This window comes from Thioalkalivibrio sp. ALE17 (assembly GCF_000425605.1).
Lineage (GTDB): Bacteria > Pseudomonadota > Gammaproteobacteria > Ectothiorhodospirales > Ectothiorhodospiraceae > Thioalkalivibrio.
In genome coordinates this window covers 110,408-128,195 of the sequence record NZ_AUDT01000003.1, presented here as the reverse complement: position 1 = coordinate 128,195, position 17,788 = coordinate 110,408, and the positions used below count along the sequence as shown (strand labels likewise).

Annotated in this window: 15 protein-coding genes; 9 read left to right on the top strand and 6 right to left on the bottom strand. The window is 69.4% G+C overall.

The window, feature by feature from the left end; all coding sequences use genetic code 11:
- Positions 1-242: 242 nt before the first annotated feature.
- A complete protein-coding gene (gene pepN / locus H609_RS0103820) occupies positions 243-2,882 on the bottom strand; it encodes an aminopeptidase N (protein WP_028484356.1) in 2,640 nt (879 codons plus the stop codon).
- 379 nt (positions 2,883-3,261) lie between these two features.
- On the opposite strand from pepN, the gene H609_RS0103815 reads away from it, so the two are divergent.
- Both H609_RS0103815 and H609_RS0103810 read left to right on the top strand, forming a co-directional pair.
- Positions 3,262-4,083: a TatD family hydrolase gene (locus tag H609_RS0103815; RefSeq protein WP_028484355.1), complete on the top strand. Its 822-nt coding sequence runs from the start codon at positions 3,262-3,264 to the stop codon at positions 4,081-4,083.
- Positions 4,076-4,843 (top strand): SDR family oxidoreductase, encoded by a 768-nt coding sequence (locus tag H609_RS0103810; protein ID WP_018876497.1) that lies wholly within the window; start codon positions 4,076-4,078, stop codon positions 4,841-4,843. The genes H609_RS0103815 and H609_RS0103810 overlap by 8 nt, the downstream gene beginning before the upstream one ends.
- Positions 4,844-4,922: 79 nt before the next feature.
- Here the strand turns inward: H609_RS0103810 and H609_RS0103805 are convergent, their stop codons facing one another.
- Both H609_RS0103805 and H609_RS0103800 read right to left on the bottom strand, forming a co-directional pair.
- Complete coding sequence (locus H609_RS0103805) at positions 4,923-5,474, bottom strand: hypothetical protein (protein ID WP_018876498.1); 552 nt, start codon at positions 5,472-5,474, stop codon at positions 4,923-4,925.
- A complete protein-coding gene (locus H609_RS0103800) occupies positions 5,474-6,067 on the bottom strand; it encodes a WYL domain-containing protein (protein WP_018876499.1) in 594 nt (197 codons plus the stop codon). Before H609_RS0103800 ends, H609_RS0103805 begins: the two co-directional genes overlap by 1 nt.
- Before the next feature lie 329 nt (positions 6,068-6,396).
- Here H609_RS0103800 and H609_RS0103795 point away from each other — a divergent pair, with 329 nt between their 5' ends.
- Positions 6,397-6,942, top strand: a complete 546-nt coding sequence (locus H609_RS0103795) for a glycine cleavage system protein R (protein ID WP_018876500.1) — start codon at positions 6,397-6,399, stop codon at positions 6,940-6,942.
- Positions 6,943-7,093: 151 nt separating this feature from the next.
- Here H609_RS0103795 and H609_RS0103790 read toward each other — a convergent pair whose 3' ends face one another.
- The 3 genes from H609_RS0103790 to H609_RS0103780 form a co-directional block, all read right to left on the bottom strand.
- Positions 7,094-8,578, bottom strand: a complete 1,485-nt coding sequence (locus tag H609_RS0103790) for a RimK family protein (RefSeq protein WP_018876501.1) — start codon at positions 8,576-8,578, stop codon at positions 7,094-7,096.
- Complete coding sequence (locus H609_RS0103785; protein WP_028484354.1) at positions 8,571-9,740, bottom strand: GNAT family N-acetyltransferase/peptidase C39 family protein; 1,170 nt, start codon at positions 9,738-9,740, stop codon at positions 8,571-8,573. The genes H609_RS0103790 and H609_RS0103785 overlap by 8 nt, the downstream gene beginning before the upstream one ends.
- Positions 9,741-9,838: 98 nt before the next feature.
- Entirely contained in the window at positions 9,839-10,507 is a 669-nt protein-coding gene (locus tag H609_RS0103780; protein ID WP_028484353.1) for a haloacid dehalogenase type II, read from the bottom strand.
- 118 nt (positions 10,508-10,625) lie between these two features.
- Between H609_RS0103780 and H609_RS0103775 the strand changes: the two genes are divergently transcribed.
- The 6 genes from H609_RS0103775 (at position 10,626) to H609_RS0103750 (ending at position 17,715) form a co-directional block, all read left to right on the top strand.
- Positions 10,626-10,850 carry an addiction module protein gene (locus H609_RS0103775; protein WP_018876504.1) on the top strand — a complete coding sequence of 75 codons (225 nt, stop codon included), beginning with the start codon at positions 10,626-10,628 and terminating at the stop codon, positions 10,848-10,850.
- On the top strand, positions 10,847-11,146 hold the full coding sequence (locus H609_RS0103770; protein ID WP_018995083.1) for a type II toxin-antitoxin system RelE/ParE family toxin: 300 nt from the start codon (positions 10,847-10,849) through the stop codon (positions 11,144-11,146). The genes H609_RS0103775 and H609_RS0103770 overlap by 4 nt, the downstream gene beginning before the upstream one ends.
- A gap of 113 nt (positions 11,147-11,259) precedes the next feature.
- The gene (locus H609_RS0103765) at positions 11,260-11,580 is read left to right on the top strand and encodes a BolA family transcriptional regulator (protein WP_017925236.1); all 321 of its coding nucleotides are present in this window, start codon (positions 11,260-11,262) and stop codon (positions 11,578-11,580) included.
- Positions 11,581-11,590: 10 nt separating this feature from the next.
- Positions 11,591-12,796, top strand: a complete 1,206-nt coding sequence (locus H609_RS0103760; protein WP_028484352.1) for an alkaline phosphatase family protein — start codon at positions 11,591-11,593, stop codon at positions 12,794-12,796.
- A 65-nt stretch (positions 12,797-12,861) separates the two neighbouring features.
- Complete coding sequence (locus tag H609_RS0103755) at positions 12,862-13,164, top strand: hypothetical protein (protein WP_018865618.1); 303 nt, start codon at positions 12,862-12,864, stop codon at positions 13,162-13,164.
- Between the two features lie 18 nt (positions 13,165-13,182).
- On the top strand, positions 13,183-17,715 hold the full coding sequence (locus tag H609_RS0103750) for a DEAD/DEAH box helicase (protein WP_028484351.1): 4,533 nt from the start codon (positions 13,183-13,185) through the stop codon (positions 17,713-17,715).
- Positions 17,716-17,788: the final 73 nt, after the last annotated feature.

Here is a 17,788-nt window from a genome sequence, read left to right as displayed (position 1 = left end):
ACAGCCCCCGTAGGAGCGGGCTTGCCCGCGAAGCCCCCGCCAAAGCCGGATGCGGGCAGGGGCATTCGCGTGCAGGCACGCTCCCACACACATTCCCGTCGCCGCATCGGCGAGAGAGTCGCCGCCTACTCCGCCAGCGCGCGCTCGAATGCTCCTGCCCGCGTCCGGCTTTGGCGGGGGCTTCGCGTGCAGGCACGCTCCCACACACGTTCCCGTCGCCGCAGCAGCGAGAGTGTCGCCGCCTACTCCGCCAGCGCGCGCTCGATCACGTCGCGCAGGTCGCGCGACAGTTCGAGCGCGGCGAGGCGTTCGAGTTCCGCCCGCATCTGTTCGCCGCGAACGCTGTCCACCTTTTGCCAGCGCGTCAGCGGCTGGGCCAGGCGCGCGGCGGTCTGCGGGTTCATCGCGTCCAGCTTCTCGACAAAGCCGCCCATGCGACGATAGCCCTCGCCGTCTTCCTGGTGGAAGTGGCGTTCGTTGCGGGCCATGAACGGCCCGAGCACCGCGCGCACCCGGTTCGGGTTGGTCCAGCGGAACCCGGGGTGCTCCAGCAGCGCCTCCAGGCGCTCGAAGCCTCCGGGGACCTGGCTGCCGGCCTGCAGACCGAAGTACTTGTCCAGCACCAGCGGGTCGTCGCGGTAGCGCTGCTCGAAGTCCGTCAGCAGCACCTCGCGGGCCTCGTGATCCAGTTCGTTCACCGCGTTCAGCGCACCCATGCGCATGGTCATGCTGCGCGCCTTCTGGTACTGCGCCAGGGCCTCGGGCACCGCGGCCTGGTCGCGGGCCGCCACACGCAGCGCCAGCAGACGGTTGCGCAGCTGGCGCAGGCCCATCGCCTCGGCGGTGAAGGCACCATTGTCCACGTCGTCCAGCTTCGGCTGGATCTGCTGCATCGCGCCGGTCAGCGGGGCATAGAGGCGCTTCTCCAGGTCGTCGCGCTCCATGCGCAGGCGCACCGGATCGACGCGCTCGAACAACTCGGCCAGCTCGCGCGTGGGCGGCAGCTGCAGGATGGTCGCCAGCAGCACCGGCTCGATCGCCGGATCCTCGATCAGGGCGTGCAGGGCGTGCTCGATGGCGGCCTCCAGCGCGGAGTCGGCGGCGTCGTGCTCGATGCGCGCACGGATGGCGCGACGGAACAGGGTCTGCGCGGCCTCCCAGCGGGCGAAGGCATCATCGTCATGCGCCAGCAGGTGCGCCAGTTCGTCCACGCCCTGGTTGGCGTTCAGGATCACCGGGGCGGAGAAGCCGCGTAGCCAGGAGATCGCGGCCACCTCGGCGGACAGGTCCTCGAAGCAGAAGGTGTGCTCGGCGGCGTCCAGCTCCAGCACCCATTCGTCGCGCGCGGCTTCGTCGCCGTCCCGGCGCGCGCGGATGCGCTGGCCGTCGGCATCGAGAAAGGCCATGCGCACCGGGATCACCACCGGCTCCTTGTGCGCCTGGCCCGGGGTCGGCGGGGTCTCCTGCGCGAGTGTGATACGGGCCGGTCCGCCGGGGCCGTCGAACGCGGTGCCTGCGGTCACATGCGGCGTGCCGGCCTGGGTATACCAGCGCTTGAAACGGGCGAGATCGCGCCCGCTGGCCTCGGCCATCACCGCGACAAAGTCGTCCGTCGTCACGGCCTGGCCGTCGAAGCGCTCGAAGTAGAGGTCCAGCCCGCGACGGAAGGTCTCGCGCCCGATCAGGGTGCGCAGCATGCGGATCAGCTCAGCGCCCTTCTCGTAGACGGTCAGGGTGTAGAAGTTATTGATCTCGGCGTAGTGGTCCGGGCGCACCGGGTGCGCCAGCGGGCCGGCGTCCTCCGGGAACTGGAAGGCGCGCAGCATGACGACATCGTCGATGCGCTTGACGCCGAACAGGGTGCAGTCGGTGGTGAACTCCTGGTCGCGGAAAACCGTGAGCCCCTCCTTCAGCGACAGCTGGAACCAGTCACGGCAGGTCACGCGGTTGCCCGACCAGTTGTGGAAGTACTCGTGGGCGATCACCGATTCGATGGCGACAAAGTCGCTGTCGGTGGCGGTGTCGGGGCTGGCCAGCACGTACTTGGCGTTGAACAGGTTCAGACCCTTGTTCTCCATCGCCCCCATGTTGAAGTCGTCCACTGCGACGATCATGTACACGTCCAGATCGTATTCGCGGCCGAAGGCCTCCTCGTCATAGCGCATCGCGCGCTTCAGCGAGGCCAGCGCATGGTCGCAGCGATCGGCGTTGTGCGCCTCCACAAACAGCTCCAGCGCGACCTCGCGCCCGGACATGGTGGTGAAGGTGTCGCGCTGGCAGGCCAGATCCCCGGCGACCAGCGCAAACAGGTACGACGGCTTGGGGAACGGGTCCTCCCACACCGCGTAGTGGCGCCCGCCGTCCAGCTCGCCGGCCTCCACGCGGTTGCCGTTGGCCAGCAGCACCGGATACTGCGCCCGGTCCGCTTCCAGGCGCACGCGGTAGGTGGTCAGCACATCCGGACGATCGGGGAAGAACGTGATGCGGCGAAAGCCCTCCGGCTCGCACTGGGTACACAGCATGCCGCTGGAGGCGTACAGGCCCTCCAGCGCGGTGTTCTGCTCCGGGTGGCAGCGGCTGACGATCTCCAGCCGCGCCGCCTCCGGCAGGCCGTGCAGCAGCAGGCCCTCGGCGTCCTGCTCCAGCAGGCCCTCGCCCGGCTCCGCGCCATCCACCGTCAGCGACGCCAGCTCCACACCATCGCCGTAGAGCCGCAGCGCCCCGTTCGGCTCCGCCGCCTGCGGGTTGCGGCGCACCGCCATGCGCGTGGTCACCTCGGTGGTCGCCGCGTCCAGCTCAAAGTCCAGCTCCAGGCTCTCCACCACAAACGCCGGCGGCTGGTAATCGCTCAGATAAACCGCCTGGGGACTCGCATCACGCATTCCAAACTCCAAATCATCAATAACCGTTCAACACGTATCACGCCCACGCGGTCCACACCCCAAACCCGGACAAGGACCCCGTCATTGCGAGGCCCCGCAGGGGCCGTGGCAACCTCCATCCGCACCCCCCACGCTTCTCCGTCCCGGCCCGGGCCACCCCCACAGATCGCCACGTCGCTACGCTCCTCGCGATGACGCCGATTATTCCCCCGTCATTGCGAGGAGCGCAGCGACGAAGCAATCTGCCGGCCCGAAACCACCGGAGCCCTCGAATCCACCGCGCTGCCAGCCGCAGGAGATTGCTTCACCGCCTTCGGCGCCTCGCAATGACGGCGCCGGGGATCTGGCGCTGCGCGTCCAATCCGTTAGCATACCGCGCATGGAATGGATCGATATCTGCTTCAACCTCACCCACGAATCCTTCAACAAGGAACGCGACGAGGTCCTCGAGCGCGCCCGCGAGGCCGGCGTCTCCTGGATGCTGATCACCGGCGCCGACGCCCACCAGAGCGAGAAGTGCCTGGAGATCGCCGACCAGTACCCGGACTGCTGCCGCGCCACCCTGGGCGTGCATCCGCACCTGGCAAAGCAGTGGACCGACGCGATCGCCGCGCGGTTCAGTGACCTCGCCCGCGCGGACGCCAACGTCGTCGCCATGGGCGAGATGGGGCTGGACTACAACCGCGACCACTCGCCGCGCCCGCAGCAGCGCATCGCCTTCGAGGCCCAGCTGGAGCTGGCCGCGGATCTCGGCCTGCCGGTGTTCCTGCACGAGCGCGACGCCCACCACGACTTCGCCCAGATCCTGCGCCGCTGGCGCGACAAGCTGCCGGCCGCCGTGGTGCACTGCTTCACCGGCGAGGCTGACGCCCTGGCCGAATACCTCGACCTCGACTGCCACATCGGCATCACCGGCTGGGTCTGCGACGAACGCCGCGGCACCCATCTGCACCCGCTGGTCCCGCGCATCCCGCGCGGCCGCCTGATGATCGAGACCGACGCCCCCTACCTCCTGCCGCGCACCCTGCCCAAGGGCAGCGGCAAGAAGATCGGCAACGGCCGGCGCAACGAGCCCGCCTTCCTGCCCCACATCGGCGAATACGTGGCCCAGCTGCGCGACGAGACCCCGGAAGACCTCGCCACCCACACCACCGCCACTGCCCGCGCCTTCTACAACCTGCCCGCAACGGCCAGTGCCTGATACCCCGGACAGCGGACCGCAACGGGTCGCGCTGGTCACCGGCGCGGCGCGCGGGATCGGCCTCGGCATTGGCGAGCGCCTGGTGCGGGATGGCTGGCAGGTGGTGCTGGCCGATATCGACGGCCCCGAGGGCGAACGGGCCGCCGCGCAACTGGGCCCCGCCGCCCGGGCCATCACGCTGGATGTCCGCGACGAGGAACAGGTCCGCGAGGCCATCCGGCGCACGGAGGAATGGCACGGTGGCCTCGATGCCCTGGTCAACAACGCCGGCATCAGCGACCCGCACTCCGGGCCACTGGATGAGCTGGAGCTGGCCGACTGGCAGCGCTGGCTGGATACCAACCTCACCGGCGCCTTCCTGCTCGCCAAGCATGCCCTGCCCCTGCTGCGGCGCCGTCGGGGCGCCATCGTGAACATCAGCTCCACCCGCGCCCTGCAGTCAGAGCCGGACACGGAGGCCTACGCCGCCAGCAAGGGCGGGCTGGACGCCTTCACCCACGCCCTGGCCATCAGCGCCGGGCCGGAGGTCCGCGTCAACGCCATCCGCCCCGGCTGGATCGACACCCGCAGCCCTGATCAGCAGCAGGCCGAACCGCTATCCGCACAGGACCACACCCAGCACCCGACCGGCCGCGTCGGCCAGCCCGCCGACATCGCCGCCCTGACCACCTTCCTGCTCGGCCCGGACGCAGGCTTCATCACCGGCCAGATCTGGAGCGCCGACGGCGGCATGACCCGCCGCATGATCTACACCGACTGACGCCATTTGGAGGGAAAGAGTAGCCCTAAGCCCGCAATCGACCTTCCACACACTCTGTTGGTCGGGTGAGATCCGCCACTTACCGAGACCCGACCTCGTTATGCAGCTCGCGCTGGTCTCGAGAGACCTCGGCCCGGATCAGCTCGGATCGCAGGCTGGAAGCAGGTACCTCGAAACGTTCGAGCGAAGCCCCCCAGCGCAGGTGCTCCGCAAAGTCCACGTCAGTTAGCCGGTAGGCCCGGCCGAGTCGCTCGGTCGGCATCACCCGCTCGGCAACCTCAAGGTCGTTATCCAGCACGGCCAGAACCTGAATCGACGCGTCGCTCGTCGCGTCTCGAAAGATGTAGCCCTCACGGAAACCGAAAAGCAGTCGGGCCTGCTCCTGGCTGCGCGCCTCCCAGATATCGACTGCCCGGTCGACATACGCCCGGCGATGCACCGCATGCTTTGCCCGTTCCTTGGGGTCGGTCATCCCCTCCGCCTTCAGGCGGTCCCGCAGTGCTTTCGTCTTCTCGCGGTGCACGAGCAATGTGCTAACCACCCCAAGGTTCTCCCAATGGTGCCGGCCGATCTGATAGACCCAGTCGGAAAAATATTTCCACGGATCCTGAATTTCTCGGGTCTTTGCCATCAATACGCTTCCGGTATCAGGTGTTCCATTTGTTCGAGAAGTGCTTCAACGGCCGCTGATGGCCGCACAAAACGCTTCGAGAGATTGGGGCCGGCAATGGCCCACCGCTTCGGGCGGGGTGGATCAACATAGAGGAGGTAGACCGGGTTCTTCCTTGGAGCACCGTTCTTCTTCGGCTCATGCAGCCCCACGCAATTCCCTTGCGGAATCACATGCCAGGGCGTTCGGGTCAGACGAGACCCAATCACCAGGCCGGCTTCATCAATCGCCACTTCCGGCCGCATGCGATCAAGAGGGTGCAGCTCCGGATCGCTCGATTCATCCGGAGATTTGAGCCACTCCCTGTCAATGCTATCGAGCCCCAGAATCTGGTCGCGCGGCCACAGCTCCCCCGTTTTCACGCTCACCACGTCCGAGCGGATGTTCGATCCCCGAAAGCGTCGATGCTGATTACGCAGAATCGACCACCCCTCTACGTACAACACCGCGTCTTTCACGAACAGCCTTTTCGCCACTAGGTCCCGCTCGGTGATTGCACCCCGCGCGTCCTGGTACATGAAGCGCAAGCGGTGATCCCCCACCCACAATTCCACTTTTGCCTCCGCACGAAAGTTCGGCTCTAAAGCTGAGCATGGCCCGGATGTCCGCCGGGGTCCACCTTCAGGTTTTGCATGGCCTTAGAGGGTCAGACCTCGCCTTTTGCCTCCAGAAAAGGGCCTCAGACTAGAAAACACAACCATGGATCGATCATGCTTTTAGCAGTCCAAGTGCACGAACGCCACCGGCCGTACTTGGGCAACCCATAAGTCGAGCTCTTGGGAATCATTCGTTCGACACGTAGGTACCCGTTGGCGCGTTGCCGCCGATGACCTGCGGGCGCAGGATATTGGGTCTGTTGGCGAAGGGTGCGGGGATTGTGCGTATGAAGACTTCGGTGATTCTGACCGTGATCGGGCCGGACCGGCCGGGGCTGGTGAGCGCGGTGGCGGCGCGGGCTCGGTCGGCGGGCGGCAACTGGCTGGAAAGCCGGATGACGCAACTGGCCGGACAGTTTGCCGGAGTGGTACTGCTGGAGGTGGATACCGAGAATGCCGACGCGCTGGAGGCCGCGCTGCGCGGGCTGGCAGGCGACTCGCTGCAGGTGCATATCCAGCGCGGCAGCGAGCTGCCCCCGGCGGCGCGGCATCCGGTGGTGCTGGACCTGATCGGGCACGACCGACCGGGGATCGTGCAGGACATCACCGCCGTACTCTCGCGCCACGGCGTGAGTGTCGAGACGCTGGAGACGGCCTGCGAGCCGGGCTCGATGACCGGCGAGCCGATGTTCCGCGCGAAGGCCCGCCTGGGCGTGCCGGAAGGCCTGGACCTGCACACGCTGCAGGACGACCTGGAGGCCCTGGCCAACGAGTTGATGGTCGACCTCGAACTCCACGACCCGCTGCAGGAACCACCCGAGGCCGTGGCCTGACCGTCTCCCGACGCAGGTAGGCAACATCCTGCAATCGCAGGGTGCCGTTGAGCGCAGCGAAACGCACCACTCCCTGCGCGGTCCGAGCCCCGATGCGATTCGCTTCGCTCATCGCATCCTGCGACGTGGCGACGGGCAGACCCCGTTCCAATCAGGGTGCTGCGCGGTGGCGGCGGGCGGCGTCGAGGCGGCGGACGAAGTCCTGCATCAGGGTGGTGTAGAGGGTTTCGCCGAGGACCTTGTCCTCAATGCCGGCGTCGAGGTTGGGGTTGTCGTTGACCTCGATGACCATCACGCCGCGCGGGGTCTGCTTGAGATCGACGCCGTAGAGGCCATTGCCGATCAGGTTGGCGGCCTTGACGGCCGTCTTGACCACGGCGGCGGGCACGTCCGCCAGTGCCAGTGTGCGGAAGCCGCCCTCGCGCGGGCCGCCCTTGGCGTCGTGGTTGACGATCTGCCAGTGCTTGCGCGACATCAGGTACTGCGAGGCGTACAGCGGCTGGCGGTTGAGCACGCCGATGCGCCAGTCGAACTCGGTGTAGACGAACTCCTGGGCGAGGATCAGATCGCTCTCCTTCAGCAGCCGCCGGGCGATGGATTCCAGCTCGGCGCGGTCGTTCGCCTTGAATACGCCGCGCGAGAAGCTGCCGTCCGGGATCTTGAGCACCACGGGATAGCCGATCTGTTCCTCCGCGCGCAGGATGGTCTCGCGGTTGAGGATCACGGTCTTTGGCGTCGGCACGCGATGGGCGGCCAGGCGCTCGGCCAGATAGACCTTGTTGGTGCAGCGCAGGATGGAGTCGGCATCGTCGATTACCACCATGCCCTCGGCCTCGGCCTTGCGCGCGAAGCGATAGGTGTAGTGGTCGATGGCGGTGGTCTCGCGGATGAACAGGGCGTCGAACTCCGCCAGTCGTGGCAGATCGCGCGCCTGGATCAGCTCGACATCCATCCCCTGTTCCTGCCCGGCGCGGGCGAAGCGCTTGAGCGTGGCCGGCGTGGACGGGGCCATCGCCTCGTCCGGGTTGTGCAGGATGGCCAGCTCGTAGCGCGCGCTGCGTGCCCCGCGGCGGCGGCGCCAGGGTTTGGAGAGGTAGCGCTCCAGCGCGGCGAAGAAGGCCGGCTCCTGCTCGGGTTCCAGCGCGTTCAGCGCGAACGAGCGAAGGGCGTGGATCTGCCAGCGTCCCTGAAGCCGGAACTCCACCCGGAACATCGGCGCGGGGAACAGGGCGAACAGCTGCGCGGCGATCTCCTGCAGCGCCGGCTCGTCGCACTGGCCGAACAGCACGGTCAGCTCCAGCCGCTCGGGCTGCACGCCCTGGCGGCTGCGGCCCAGAACGCGCGCCACGCGCTCGTCCAGCTCCTCGGTATCCAGACTGTAAATGGACTTGCGCGACAGGTCCTGCAAGGTACGCACGCTGGGGATCACCCGGTGCCCGCGCGCCTCCGCCAGCAGCGAGCCGTAGTACCCGGCGGACAGGTAACGCTGGCTGCGGCACAGGTTGATCACACGCAGGGTGGCCGGGTCGTCGGCGGCCGGGCCGCGCAGGTAGTCGTCGATGGCCATGACCGGAAGGTCGGGGAAGTGCGGCTTCCAGTCCGCCCGGCGCTCGACCAGGATGCGGTGCTCAGGCATGCGCGCCCTCCGCCGCCCGGCGCGGGCCGACGATCACCGCTGCCTGCAGGCCCGCGCGGCCGTAGCGCGCCATGCGCTCGAAGTCCGCACGCGCGATCGGCATGTTCACCGAGTCCACCGCGCGCTCCCCTTGCTCCACGTCCACGAACGGGTCATGCACGTAGACAAAGCGCTCGTCGAAACCCGTCACCGTGACCCAGTGCGGGAAGCGCTCGGCATACAGCCGCACGCTGCTGATCAGAACCACCGGCACCCCGCCATCGCCAAAGCGCGCCTCCAGCTGGGACACGTTCACCGGGCCGTGCACCACCGGCACCCCGAGCTGTTCCAGCTCCTCGACCATGTCCTCCTGCACCAGCTGCATCACCTCCTTCTTCTCCGCGCTGCGCACGGAATCCGCGAAGGCCACGCCGCGATCGCGCACCAGCAGTTGCACCTCGAACCCACGATGGGCGGCCGCCAGCGCGAGCCCGTACGGCCCGCAGCCGCCGTGGCCCGAGGTCATAAAAATCGTGGTGGCGTCGCGCCACAGGCGCAGCTCCAGGCGCCGGTCCAGCTTCAGCGCCGGGTCCACCGCGCGCATCGCCATCATCAGCGCAGCCGGGCCACAGGTGAACTCCAGCGTCTGCGCGTAGTACGGGGCGCGTACCAGCGCCGGATCGGGGCCGGTCGCCAGCGACTTCTGCAGCCGCAGCGCATCCATGTGGTCCTCGTAGTAGTCGTCGATGGTGCCGAGGTCGCGATACCCGAGCCCGCGGAACAGGGCCAGGCTGGCCGCATTGTCGCGCCGCACCTCCAGACGCAGATCGGTCCGCCCGTGCTGGCGCGCCGCGTCTTCCGCCGCCTCCACCAGGCGCCGGCCCAGCCCCTGGCCGCGCGCCCGCGCGCTGACCGCAATCGAGTACAGCCGCGCCAGCGACGTACCACGACTGAACAGCAGCATCACGTAGCCGAGCAAGCCCTCCCCACCGGGACCCTCCGCCACCAGCGTGACCGCATGCCCACGCGTGAGCAGGTAGCGAAACTGCCGCCGCGAGATGCGATCGATCTCGAACGCCGCATCCTCCAGCGCCACCAGCGCCTCCAGATCCTCCAGCGTGGCCGGACGGATCAAGGGCGATTCTCCGGCGGGCGCGACCCGTTGCTTGACCTGCTGGCTCACGCTCCTCTCCCGGCGGCGGCCCGACCTCCATCGTAGCGCAACCACCAGGCGCCAATAGGCCGCTCCAGCAGGAATATTTGCCGACGGCAAGACCCCGGCTAACGTAGTGCCCCGGACAGTTCGTCCAGGCCGCCGATGGTGGCCGTGGGCTCCCCGCCCCAGGGGTCGAACAGACCCTGCCGCGCCCGGTCGAGCCAGACCGTACGCATGGCCGCAGCCTGCGCACCGATCACGTCGAAGGGGTTGCCTGAAACCAGCCACGCCTGCTGGGGCAGCGCATTCGCCCGCTGCAGGAAATGCCGGTACACGCGCGGGTCCGGCTTGAAGCAGCCGATCTCGTCCACGCTGACGAGATCCTCGAAGCGATCCTCCAGGCCGGCGTTCCGCAACAGCCCGCTGACCGTCTCAGTGGTCCCGTTGGAGAACGCGAACAGACGGTGTCCCTCCGCCCGCAACTCGTCCAGGGCCGACCCCGCATCGGCGAAGGCCGGGAGCTCTCGGTAGCACCGCAACAGCTCCGCCTCCTGCTCCGCTTCGAGCGCGATACCCAGTACCTCGCAGCAGTACCGCAGCGCCTGCTCGGTGCAGGTATCGAAATCCGCGTACGCCCCCATCAGCCCGCGCCGGAAGGTGTACTCCAGCTGCTTCTCGCGCCAGGCCCGCGCCAGCACCGGTGCCCGCTCGCCCATCCACCCTTCGAGCGTCGCCGTAACCCCCTGGGTATCGATCAGCGTCCCGTACACATCAAACGCCAGCGTCTGCCGCATAGCCCCTCCCGGATGTAACCACCAAACCGCCATCTCGCACTACCGGCCGCAAGATGCCAGTATGAGAATTCCGCTTGCGCCGGTCATCGCCCCCCAGCGATACCAGGAAGATGGTGACATGAAGATCAAAGACCTTATTGACGAAGCCGAGTCCCTGCCCGTGGAAGAGCGCGCTCTGGTGGTCGATTCCCTTCTGCGCAGCCTGAACCCGCCCGATGCGGGCGTGGACCGCAAATGGGCGGAGGTCTCGCGGAAGCGCCTGAAAGAGATCCGCTCGGGCACAGTCGAAGCGATTCCGGGCGAACAGGTCTTCGAGAGGATATGGAGCCGGTTTGAACGATGAGTTTTCGCTTTCACCCGGAAGCGGAGCAAGAACTCACCGAGGCCGTTCAGTACTACGAAGAAATCGAGCCCCGCCTCGGGAACGATTTTGCAGTTGAAGTGTTTGCAGCGGTGCAACGCGCCATCGCCTACCCGCGTGCCTGGACCGTTCTGGAGGGCGAAGTGCGGCGCTCATTCGTGAAGCGGTTTCCGTATGGGGTTCTCTACGCAGAAGAGGACGGGGGCATCCTGATTCTCGCGGTCATGCACCTGCACCGCCACCCGGATTACTGGAAGGAACGCACACGGGAAGGCTGATGACTGCCCCCCCAGACAGCGGCAGCCATGCGGCTGGCCAAGGATCTGGACATGCGGGTACGACACGGCACACTGAGTGCGATGTCCCGTCAATCGAAGCACTGGAGTCGTCGATGAGCATGCAGGAGACCATTACCCGGAAGCTGGAGGAGCGCTTTGCGCCCGAGCATCTGGAGGTGGTGAACGAGAGCCACATGCACAACGTGCCGCCGGGCTCGGAGTCGCATTTCAAGGTGACGGTGGTGTCCGAGGCCTTTCGCGACCAGAAGCTGATCGCGCGGCACCGGCTGGTGAATCAGGCCCTGGCCGACGAGCTGGCCGGGGGCATCCATGCCCTGGCGCTGCACACGCTGGACCCGGACCAGTGGTTCGAGCGTGCCGGCAAGGTCGCCGACTCCCCGCCCTGCATGGGTGGCGACGGCGGCAAGGCCTGATCGCTTGTCGATGACGGCTAACGCCGCGGCCGACTCGGTCGTGGATGACATCCTGCGCGCCCGGCTGGAAGCGCCGGGGCTGATGGACCTGCTCGGCCAGATCGAGGCCAGCCTGAACCCGGTGGCCAGCCACCCGCCGCTGGCGGGTGTATCCGAACACCTGGGGCCGGACCGCCATATCGTGCTGTGGCTGATCGACGGTTTTGCCACCCGCTATCGCCGCCACACGCCGCTGCTGGGCGCGGACTACGTAACCGACCTCGAGACCGTGTTCCCCAGCACCACGGCGACCGCGATCACCAGCATCCTGACCGGGCGCGCACCCGCGCAGCACGGCCTGCTCGGCTGGCACACCCGGCTGCCGGCTGCCGAGCGCACGCTGACGGTGCTGATGGGCCAGGAGCGCGACGCCGAGGACCGCCCGGCCACGCTCGGCTACCGCGAGCTGACCGGCCGCGTACGGCCAGACCGCCTGGTCGACCGGCTCGGCTGCCACACCACCATGATCGGCCCGGACTGGATCGGCGGGACACCCTACAACCGCATGATGAACGGCTCCGCCGCGTTCATCGGCTTCGAGGACCTGTCCGAGCTGCCGGCACGGGTGGCCGCGCATGTGAACGCGACGCCGGGGCCGCATTTCACCTACGTCTACTGGTCGGAGCTCGACCACCTGGGCCACGCCTACGGCCCGGAGAGCCCGGAGGTGGAGCGCCATCTGAAGCAGCTGGACCTGGCCTACACCGCGACCTGCGCGCAGATCCAGCGCCCGGAGAGCGTGTTCCTGACTACCGCCGACCACGGCATGCGCACCATGGAACGCCGCCTGGACCTGCGCGAGCACCCGGCGGTGCAGGCCTGCCTGCGCCACCGCCTGACCGGCGAGCCACGTGCCGCCATCGCCCATGTCCGCGAAGGACGCGACACGGACTTCCTGACGGCCCTGGACGCCGCCTTCGGCGCGGACGTAGCCGCAGTCCCCGCCGCGGACTGGCTGGGGCCCGGCACGCTGGGCCTGCCCCCGGGGCATCACCGTGAGCACCCCGAGCTGCGGGCACGCGCCGGCGACTACCTGCTGCTGCCCGCGGAGGACGCCTACCTGGTGGACCCGCCGGACGACGACGAGGGGCCGTTCTTCGTCGGCGCCCACGGCGGCCTGTCGCCGGAAGAGCGGCATATTCCCCTGTTTCTTCGGAATATCGGCCAGTCGCGGTAAACTGCCGGGTTCTGTGCCGGTCAAACGGGCTGGCGCTGGCTGAAACAAGACTGTCCCGAGATCCCATGAACGACACCGCCGACCAGACCTACAACAACGCCGCCCAGCACCTGATCGAGCTGGCGAACCGGCTCGCCGATGACGGCCAGGCCGCCGAAACCGGCGACGTCGCCGACGGCCTGCTGGCCGGTGCCGTGCACTTCTGGCTGTACAGCCGCCAGCCCTGCGGCGATCCGTTGTGCGAGGACTGCGCCCCGTTCTCGGACGCCGAGAGCCGCCTGGCCATGCTGCACGAGCTGATCGACGAGCTGGCGCGCGACAGCGACTACTTCCACGCCACCACCGACACCACCGTCGGCCACGCCTGACGCGTCATACGCGAGCCGATGCCGGTCACGCCCTTTCGCCCCGCGACCGATACCTGGTTCGGCGAGGCCTTCGGGCAGGCGACCGCGATCCAGTCGCGCGGCTGGCCCGCGATCCGGGCCGGCCATCACTGCCTGCTGATCGCCCCCACCGGCAGCGGCAAGACTCTCGCCGCGTTCCTGAGCGCAATCGACCGCCTGACCGGCGAACCCGCGCCCGACGCCCGCCGCGGCTACTCGGTGCTGTACATCTCGCCGCTGAAGGCGCTGGCCACCGACATCGAACGCAACCTGCGCGCCCCGCTGACCGGGATCGCGCAGACCGCCACGCGCTTGGGTGATGATGCCCCGCGCGAGCCGGTGGTACACATCCGCACCGGCGACACCCCGCAGGCCGAGCGCCGCGCGCAGGCGCGCGAACCCGGCGACATCCTGGTGACCACCCCCGAGTCGCTGTACCTGCTGCTGGGCTCGAAGGCCGCCGAGAACCTCGAGTCCATCCACACTGTGATCATCGACGAGGTACATGCGCTGGCCGGCAACAAGCGCGGCGCGCATCTCGCCCTGTCGCTGGAACGCCTGGCCGAGCGCTGCGGCGAGGACCCCCAGCGCATCGGGCTGTCCGCCACCGTGCACCCGGTGGAGGTGGCGCGCGGCTTCCTCGGCGGTGATCGCGAGGTGGAGGTGATCGACGCCGCCGAGCCACCGCGCCTCGACTTGGAGATCCTCGCCCCCGAGGAACCACCCGCCGAGCACGCACCCGCCACCGTCGAGGGCCCGGATACGACGAGCCCCTCAGCCGGCCCGATCCCGTCCGGCTCCATCCTCGGCGCGGTCTACGGCCAGGGCACCGGGCAGCTCCCCACCGCTGGCGGCGACCGCGCCGCACGCCTGGAGCCGCGCCTGCTGGCCGCGATCCTGGAGCACCGCTCCACCATCGTGTTCGTGAACAGCCGCGGGCTGTGCGAGCGCCTGGTCCAGCGCATCAACGAGGCCTGGCGCGAACAGCAGCCGGAGGATGCCGAACCGGTGGAGGACCTGGTCGCCGCCCACCACGGCAGCGTGTCCCACGAGCGCCGCGCCGAGATCGAGGGCCGGCTGAAGACCGGGCGCCTGCGCGGCATCGTCGCGACCAGCTCGCTGGAGCTGGGCATCGACATGGGCGCGGTGGACCTGGTGATCATGGTCGAATCCCCCGGCGCGGTCGCGCGCGGGCTGCAGCGCGCCGGGCGTGCCGGGCACGGCGTGGGCCAGGTCTCGCGCTCGCTGCTGCTGCCGCGCTTTCGCGGCGACCTGCTCGAATGCGCGGTGATCGGCGAGCGCATGCAGGCCGGCGCGCTGGAACCGATCCACGCCCCGCACAACCCGCTGGACGTGCTGGCCCAGCAGCTCGTCGCGATGGTCTGCGAACGCCCGCGCACGGTGGACGAGCTGCATGCGCTGGTCCGCCGCGCCGCGCCCTGGCGCGAGCTGTCACGGCCGCTGCTCGAGGCCACGCTGGACATGCTCTCCGGCCATTATCCCAGCACCGACTTTGCCGACCTGCGCCCCTGGCTCGCCTGGGACCGCGCCCGCGACGAGCTGACCCCGCGCCGGGGAGCGGCTCTCGCCGCGCGCCTGAACGCCGGGACCATCCCGGACCGCGGGCTGTACGGCGTGCACGTCGGCGAGGGCGGGCCGCGCATCGGCGAACTGGACGAGGAGATGGTGTTCGAGCTGAAGACCGGCGAGAACGTGACCCTGGGCGCCAGCACCTGGCATGTGGAGGCGATCACCCGCGACCGCGTGCTGGTCTCCCCCGCCCCCGGCGAGGTCGGCAAGCTCCCGTTCTGGCATGGCGACGGCCCCGGCCGCCCGATCCAGCTCGGCCAGGCCATCGGCGCCGCCACCGAGCGGCTGGCACGCATGGGCCGCGCCGAGCGCACGGCCTGGCTCAGGGAACACGCGCCACTGTCGGAGGCGGCGGTGGAGGCCCTCTGCGACTACATCGACGAGCAGCGCGAGGCCACCGGGCAGCTGCCATCCGACCAGCGCATTGTGGTCGAGCGCTTCCGCGACGAGGTCGGCGACTGGCGCGTCTGCATCCTGACCCCGTTCGGCGCGCGCGTGCACGCCCCCTGGGCGCTGGCCCTGCAGGGCGCACTGACCAGCCGCTCCGGCTTCGAGGTGCAGGTGATGTACACCGACGACGGCATCGTGCTGCGCCTGGCCGACAGCGAGGACCTGCCCGAGCTGGACGCCTTGTTCCCCGACCCGGATGAACTGGAGGAGGCGGTCACCCGCGAGCTGGGCAACTCCACCCTGTTCGCCAGCGCCTTTCGCGAAAACGCGGCGCGCGCCCTGCTACTGGTGCGCAACCGGCCCGGCCAGCGCACCCCGCTGTGGGCGCAGCGGCTGAAGTCGCAGCAGCTGCTGGCCTCAGTGCGCGAGTACGCGAGCTTCCCGGTGGTGCTGGAGACCTACCGCCAGGTGCTGGCCGACGTGTTCGACCTGGACGCCCTGCGCCAGATCCTGCGCGGGGTGCAGGAACGCCGCATCCGCGTACACGAGGTGGAGACGCCGCAGGCCTCGCCGTTCGCCCGCAGCCTGGTGTTCGCCTACGTCGCGGCCTACATCTACGAGCAGGACGCGCCGATGGCCGAGCGCAAGGCCCAGGCGCTGACGCTGGACCGCGGCATGCTGGCCGAACTGCTGGGCCAGGCCGAGCTGCGCGAGCTGATCGACCCCGAGGCCCTGGCCGAGCTGGAGGCCGAGCTGGCGCACGCCACCGAGGCGACCCGGGTGCAAGACGCCGACGCGCTACACGACCTGCTGCGCCGGCGCGGGGACCTGACCCCGGACGAGGTCGCGGCCGCCTGCGCCGAGGCGCCGGGGCCGTGGCTGGAACAGCTCGCCCGGTCCCTGCGCACGGTGCAGGTGCGCATCGCCGGCGAGTCGCGCTGGATCGCGGCCGAGGACGCCGCGCTGTACCGCGATGCCCTCGGCGTGGTGCCCCCGCCCAGCCTGCCCGCCGCCTTCCTGGAACCGCCGCAGCGCCCGCTGGAACAGCTGCTGCGCCGCTACGCCCGTACCCACGGACCTTTCCGCAACGAGGACCTGGGCGCTCGCTACGGCCTCGCGCCGGGCGCACTGCTGCCGGCGCTCGAAAGCCTGGAACGTGCCGGCGTGCTGCTGCGCGGCGAGATCCGCCCGCAGGGCACGGGCGAGGACTGGTGCGAACTGGACATCCTGCGGCGGCTGAAGCGCCGCACCCTGGCGCGGCTGCGCGACGAGGCGGCCGCGGTGGACGCCCGTGCGCTGGGCCGCTTCCTGCCCGCCTGGCAGGGCCTGACCGAGCCCGGCCGCGGGGCCGGTGCCCTGCGCGACACGCTGACACAACTGGAGGGCATCGCCCTGCCCTGGTCCGCCTGGACCGCCCACGTACTGCCGATGCGGGTGCGCGACTTCTCGCTGGATGCGCTGGACCGCATCACCGCCTCCGGGGAATTCGTCTGGGTGGGCAGTGGTGCGCTGGGCCAGCGCGACGGGCGCGTCGCCTTCCTGCGCCGCGAACAGGCGATGGTGCTGCTGGAACCGGAGGCCGATGCCACGAATACCCTCGCCAACGACGACCCGCTGGCGCAGGCGATCCTGGAGACCCTGGACCGGCGCGGCGCCTGCTTCTACCTGGAGCTGGAACGCGCGGCCCGCAGCGCACAGCCGGACGCCCGCCAGGACGCGATCGAGGCCGCGATCTGGGACCTGGTCTGGGCCGGGCAGATCACCAATGACACCTTCGCGCCGCTGCGCAGCCTGGGCCAGCGCAGGACCTCCGCGCGCGGCCGGCGACGCCCGGGACAGGGTCTGGCCGGCGGGCGCTGGTCACGGGTCGCCGAGCTGATCGACCCCGGCGTGTCGCTGACCGAGCGCGCCCGCGAACAGGCCGAGAACCTGCTGGCCCGCTACGGTGTGGTCAGCCGCGATATGGCCCGCGCCGAGGGCCTGCCGGGCGGCTTCGGGCGCGTGTATCCCGTCTACCGCGCGATGGAGGACACCGGCAAGCTGCGCCGCGGCCACTTCGTGGAGGGCCTGACCGGCGCGCAGTTCGCCCGCGCCGGCGCAGTGGACCGCCTGCGCGCCCTGGAACGAGCGGCCGACGACACCCCCGAACCGCAGTGGCTGGCAAGCGTCGACCCGGCCAGCCCCTGGGGCCAGCTCCTGCCCTGGCCGCAGCCGCCGGAAGCGGCCGAGGGCCGCCTGCGCCGGGTCGCCGGGGCGCTGGTAGCCCTGGCCGGCGGCCAGCCGCTGCTGTACCTGGCCGCCTCCGGTCGCCAACTGTTCGTCTGGGAGACCATCCCCGGCATCGACACCGGCGAGGCCCACGCGGCACTCGTCACCGAGGCGATTCGTCAGCTCGCCAGCAGCGCCTGGCTGCCGAAGCGCCGCGGCGTGACCATCGAGAGCATCAACGGTGAACCGGCGCGCCAGTCCCCGTTCGCCGCCGCCCTGCGCGCCGGCGGCGCACTGGGCGAGGTGCGCGGCCTGCGCCTGGAGCCACCCGCCGGCCGCCGCTAACCCAACTTGCAGGGAAAGGGCCAGGAAGGGCTTTTCACCACAGAGCGCACAGAGGACACGGAGAAGTTTGGGT

Coding starts and splice junctions, on each gene's coding strand:
- H609_RS0103815 (WP_028484355.1), top strand. CDS start 3,262: ATGGAATGGATCGATATCTGCTTCAACCTCACCCACGAATCCTTCAAC.
- H609_RS0103805 (WP_018876498.1), bottom strand. CDS start 5,474: ATGGCAAAGACCCGAGAAATTCAGGATCCGTGGAAATATTTTTCCGAC.
- H609_RS0103750 (WP_028484351.1), top strand. CDS start 13,183: ATGCCGGTCACGCCCTTTCGCCCCGCGACCGATACCTGGTTCGGCGAG.
- H609_RS0103755 (WP_018865618.1), top strand. CDS start 12,862: ATGAACGACACCGCCGACCAGACCTACAACAACGCCGCCCAGCACCTG.
- H609_RS0103775 (WP_018876504.1), top strand. CDS start 10,626: ATGAAGATCAAAGACCTTATTGACGAAGCCGAGTCCCTGCCCGTGGAA.
- H609_RS0103765 (WP_017925236.1), top strand. CDS start 11,260: ATGAGCATGCAGGAGACCATTACCCGGAAGCTGGAGGAGCGCTTTGCG.
- H609_RS0103760 (WP_028484352.1), top strand. CDS start 11,591: ATGACGGCTAACGCCGCGGCCGACTCGGTCGTGGATGACATCCTGCGC.
- H609_RS0103770 (WP_018995083.1), top strand. CDS start 10,847: ATGAGTTTTCGCTTTCACCCGGAAGCGGAGCAAGAACTCACCGAGGCC.
- H609_RS0103780 (WP_028484353.1), bottom strand. CDS start 10,507: ATGCGGCAGACGCTGGCGTTTGATGTGTACGGGACGCTGATCGATACC.
- H609_RS0103790 (WP_018876501.1), bottom strand. CDS start 8,578: ATGCCTGAGCACCGCATCCTGGTCGAGCGCCGGGCGGACTGGAAGCCG.
- pepN (WP_028484356.1), bottom strand. CDS start 2,882: ATGCGTGATGCGAGTCCCCAGGCGGTTTATCTGAGCGATTACCAGCCG.
- H609_RS0103795 (WP_018876500.1), top strand. CDS start 6,397: ATGAAGACTTCGGTGATTCTGACCGTGATCGGGCCGGACCGGCCGGGG.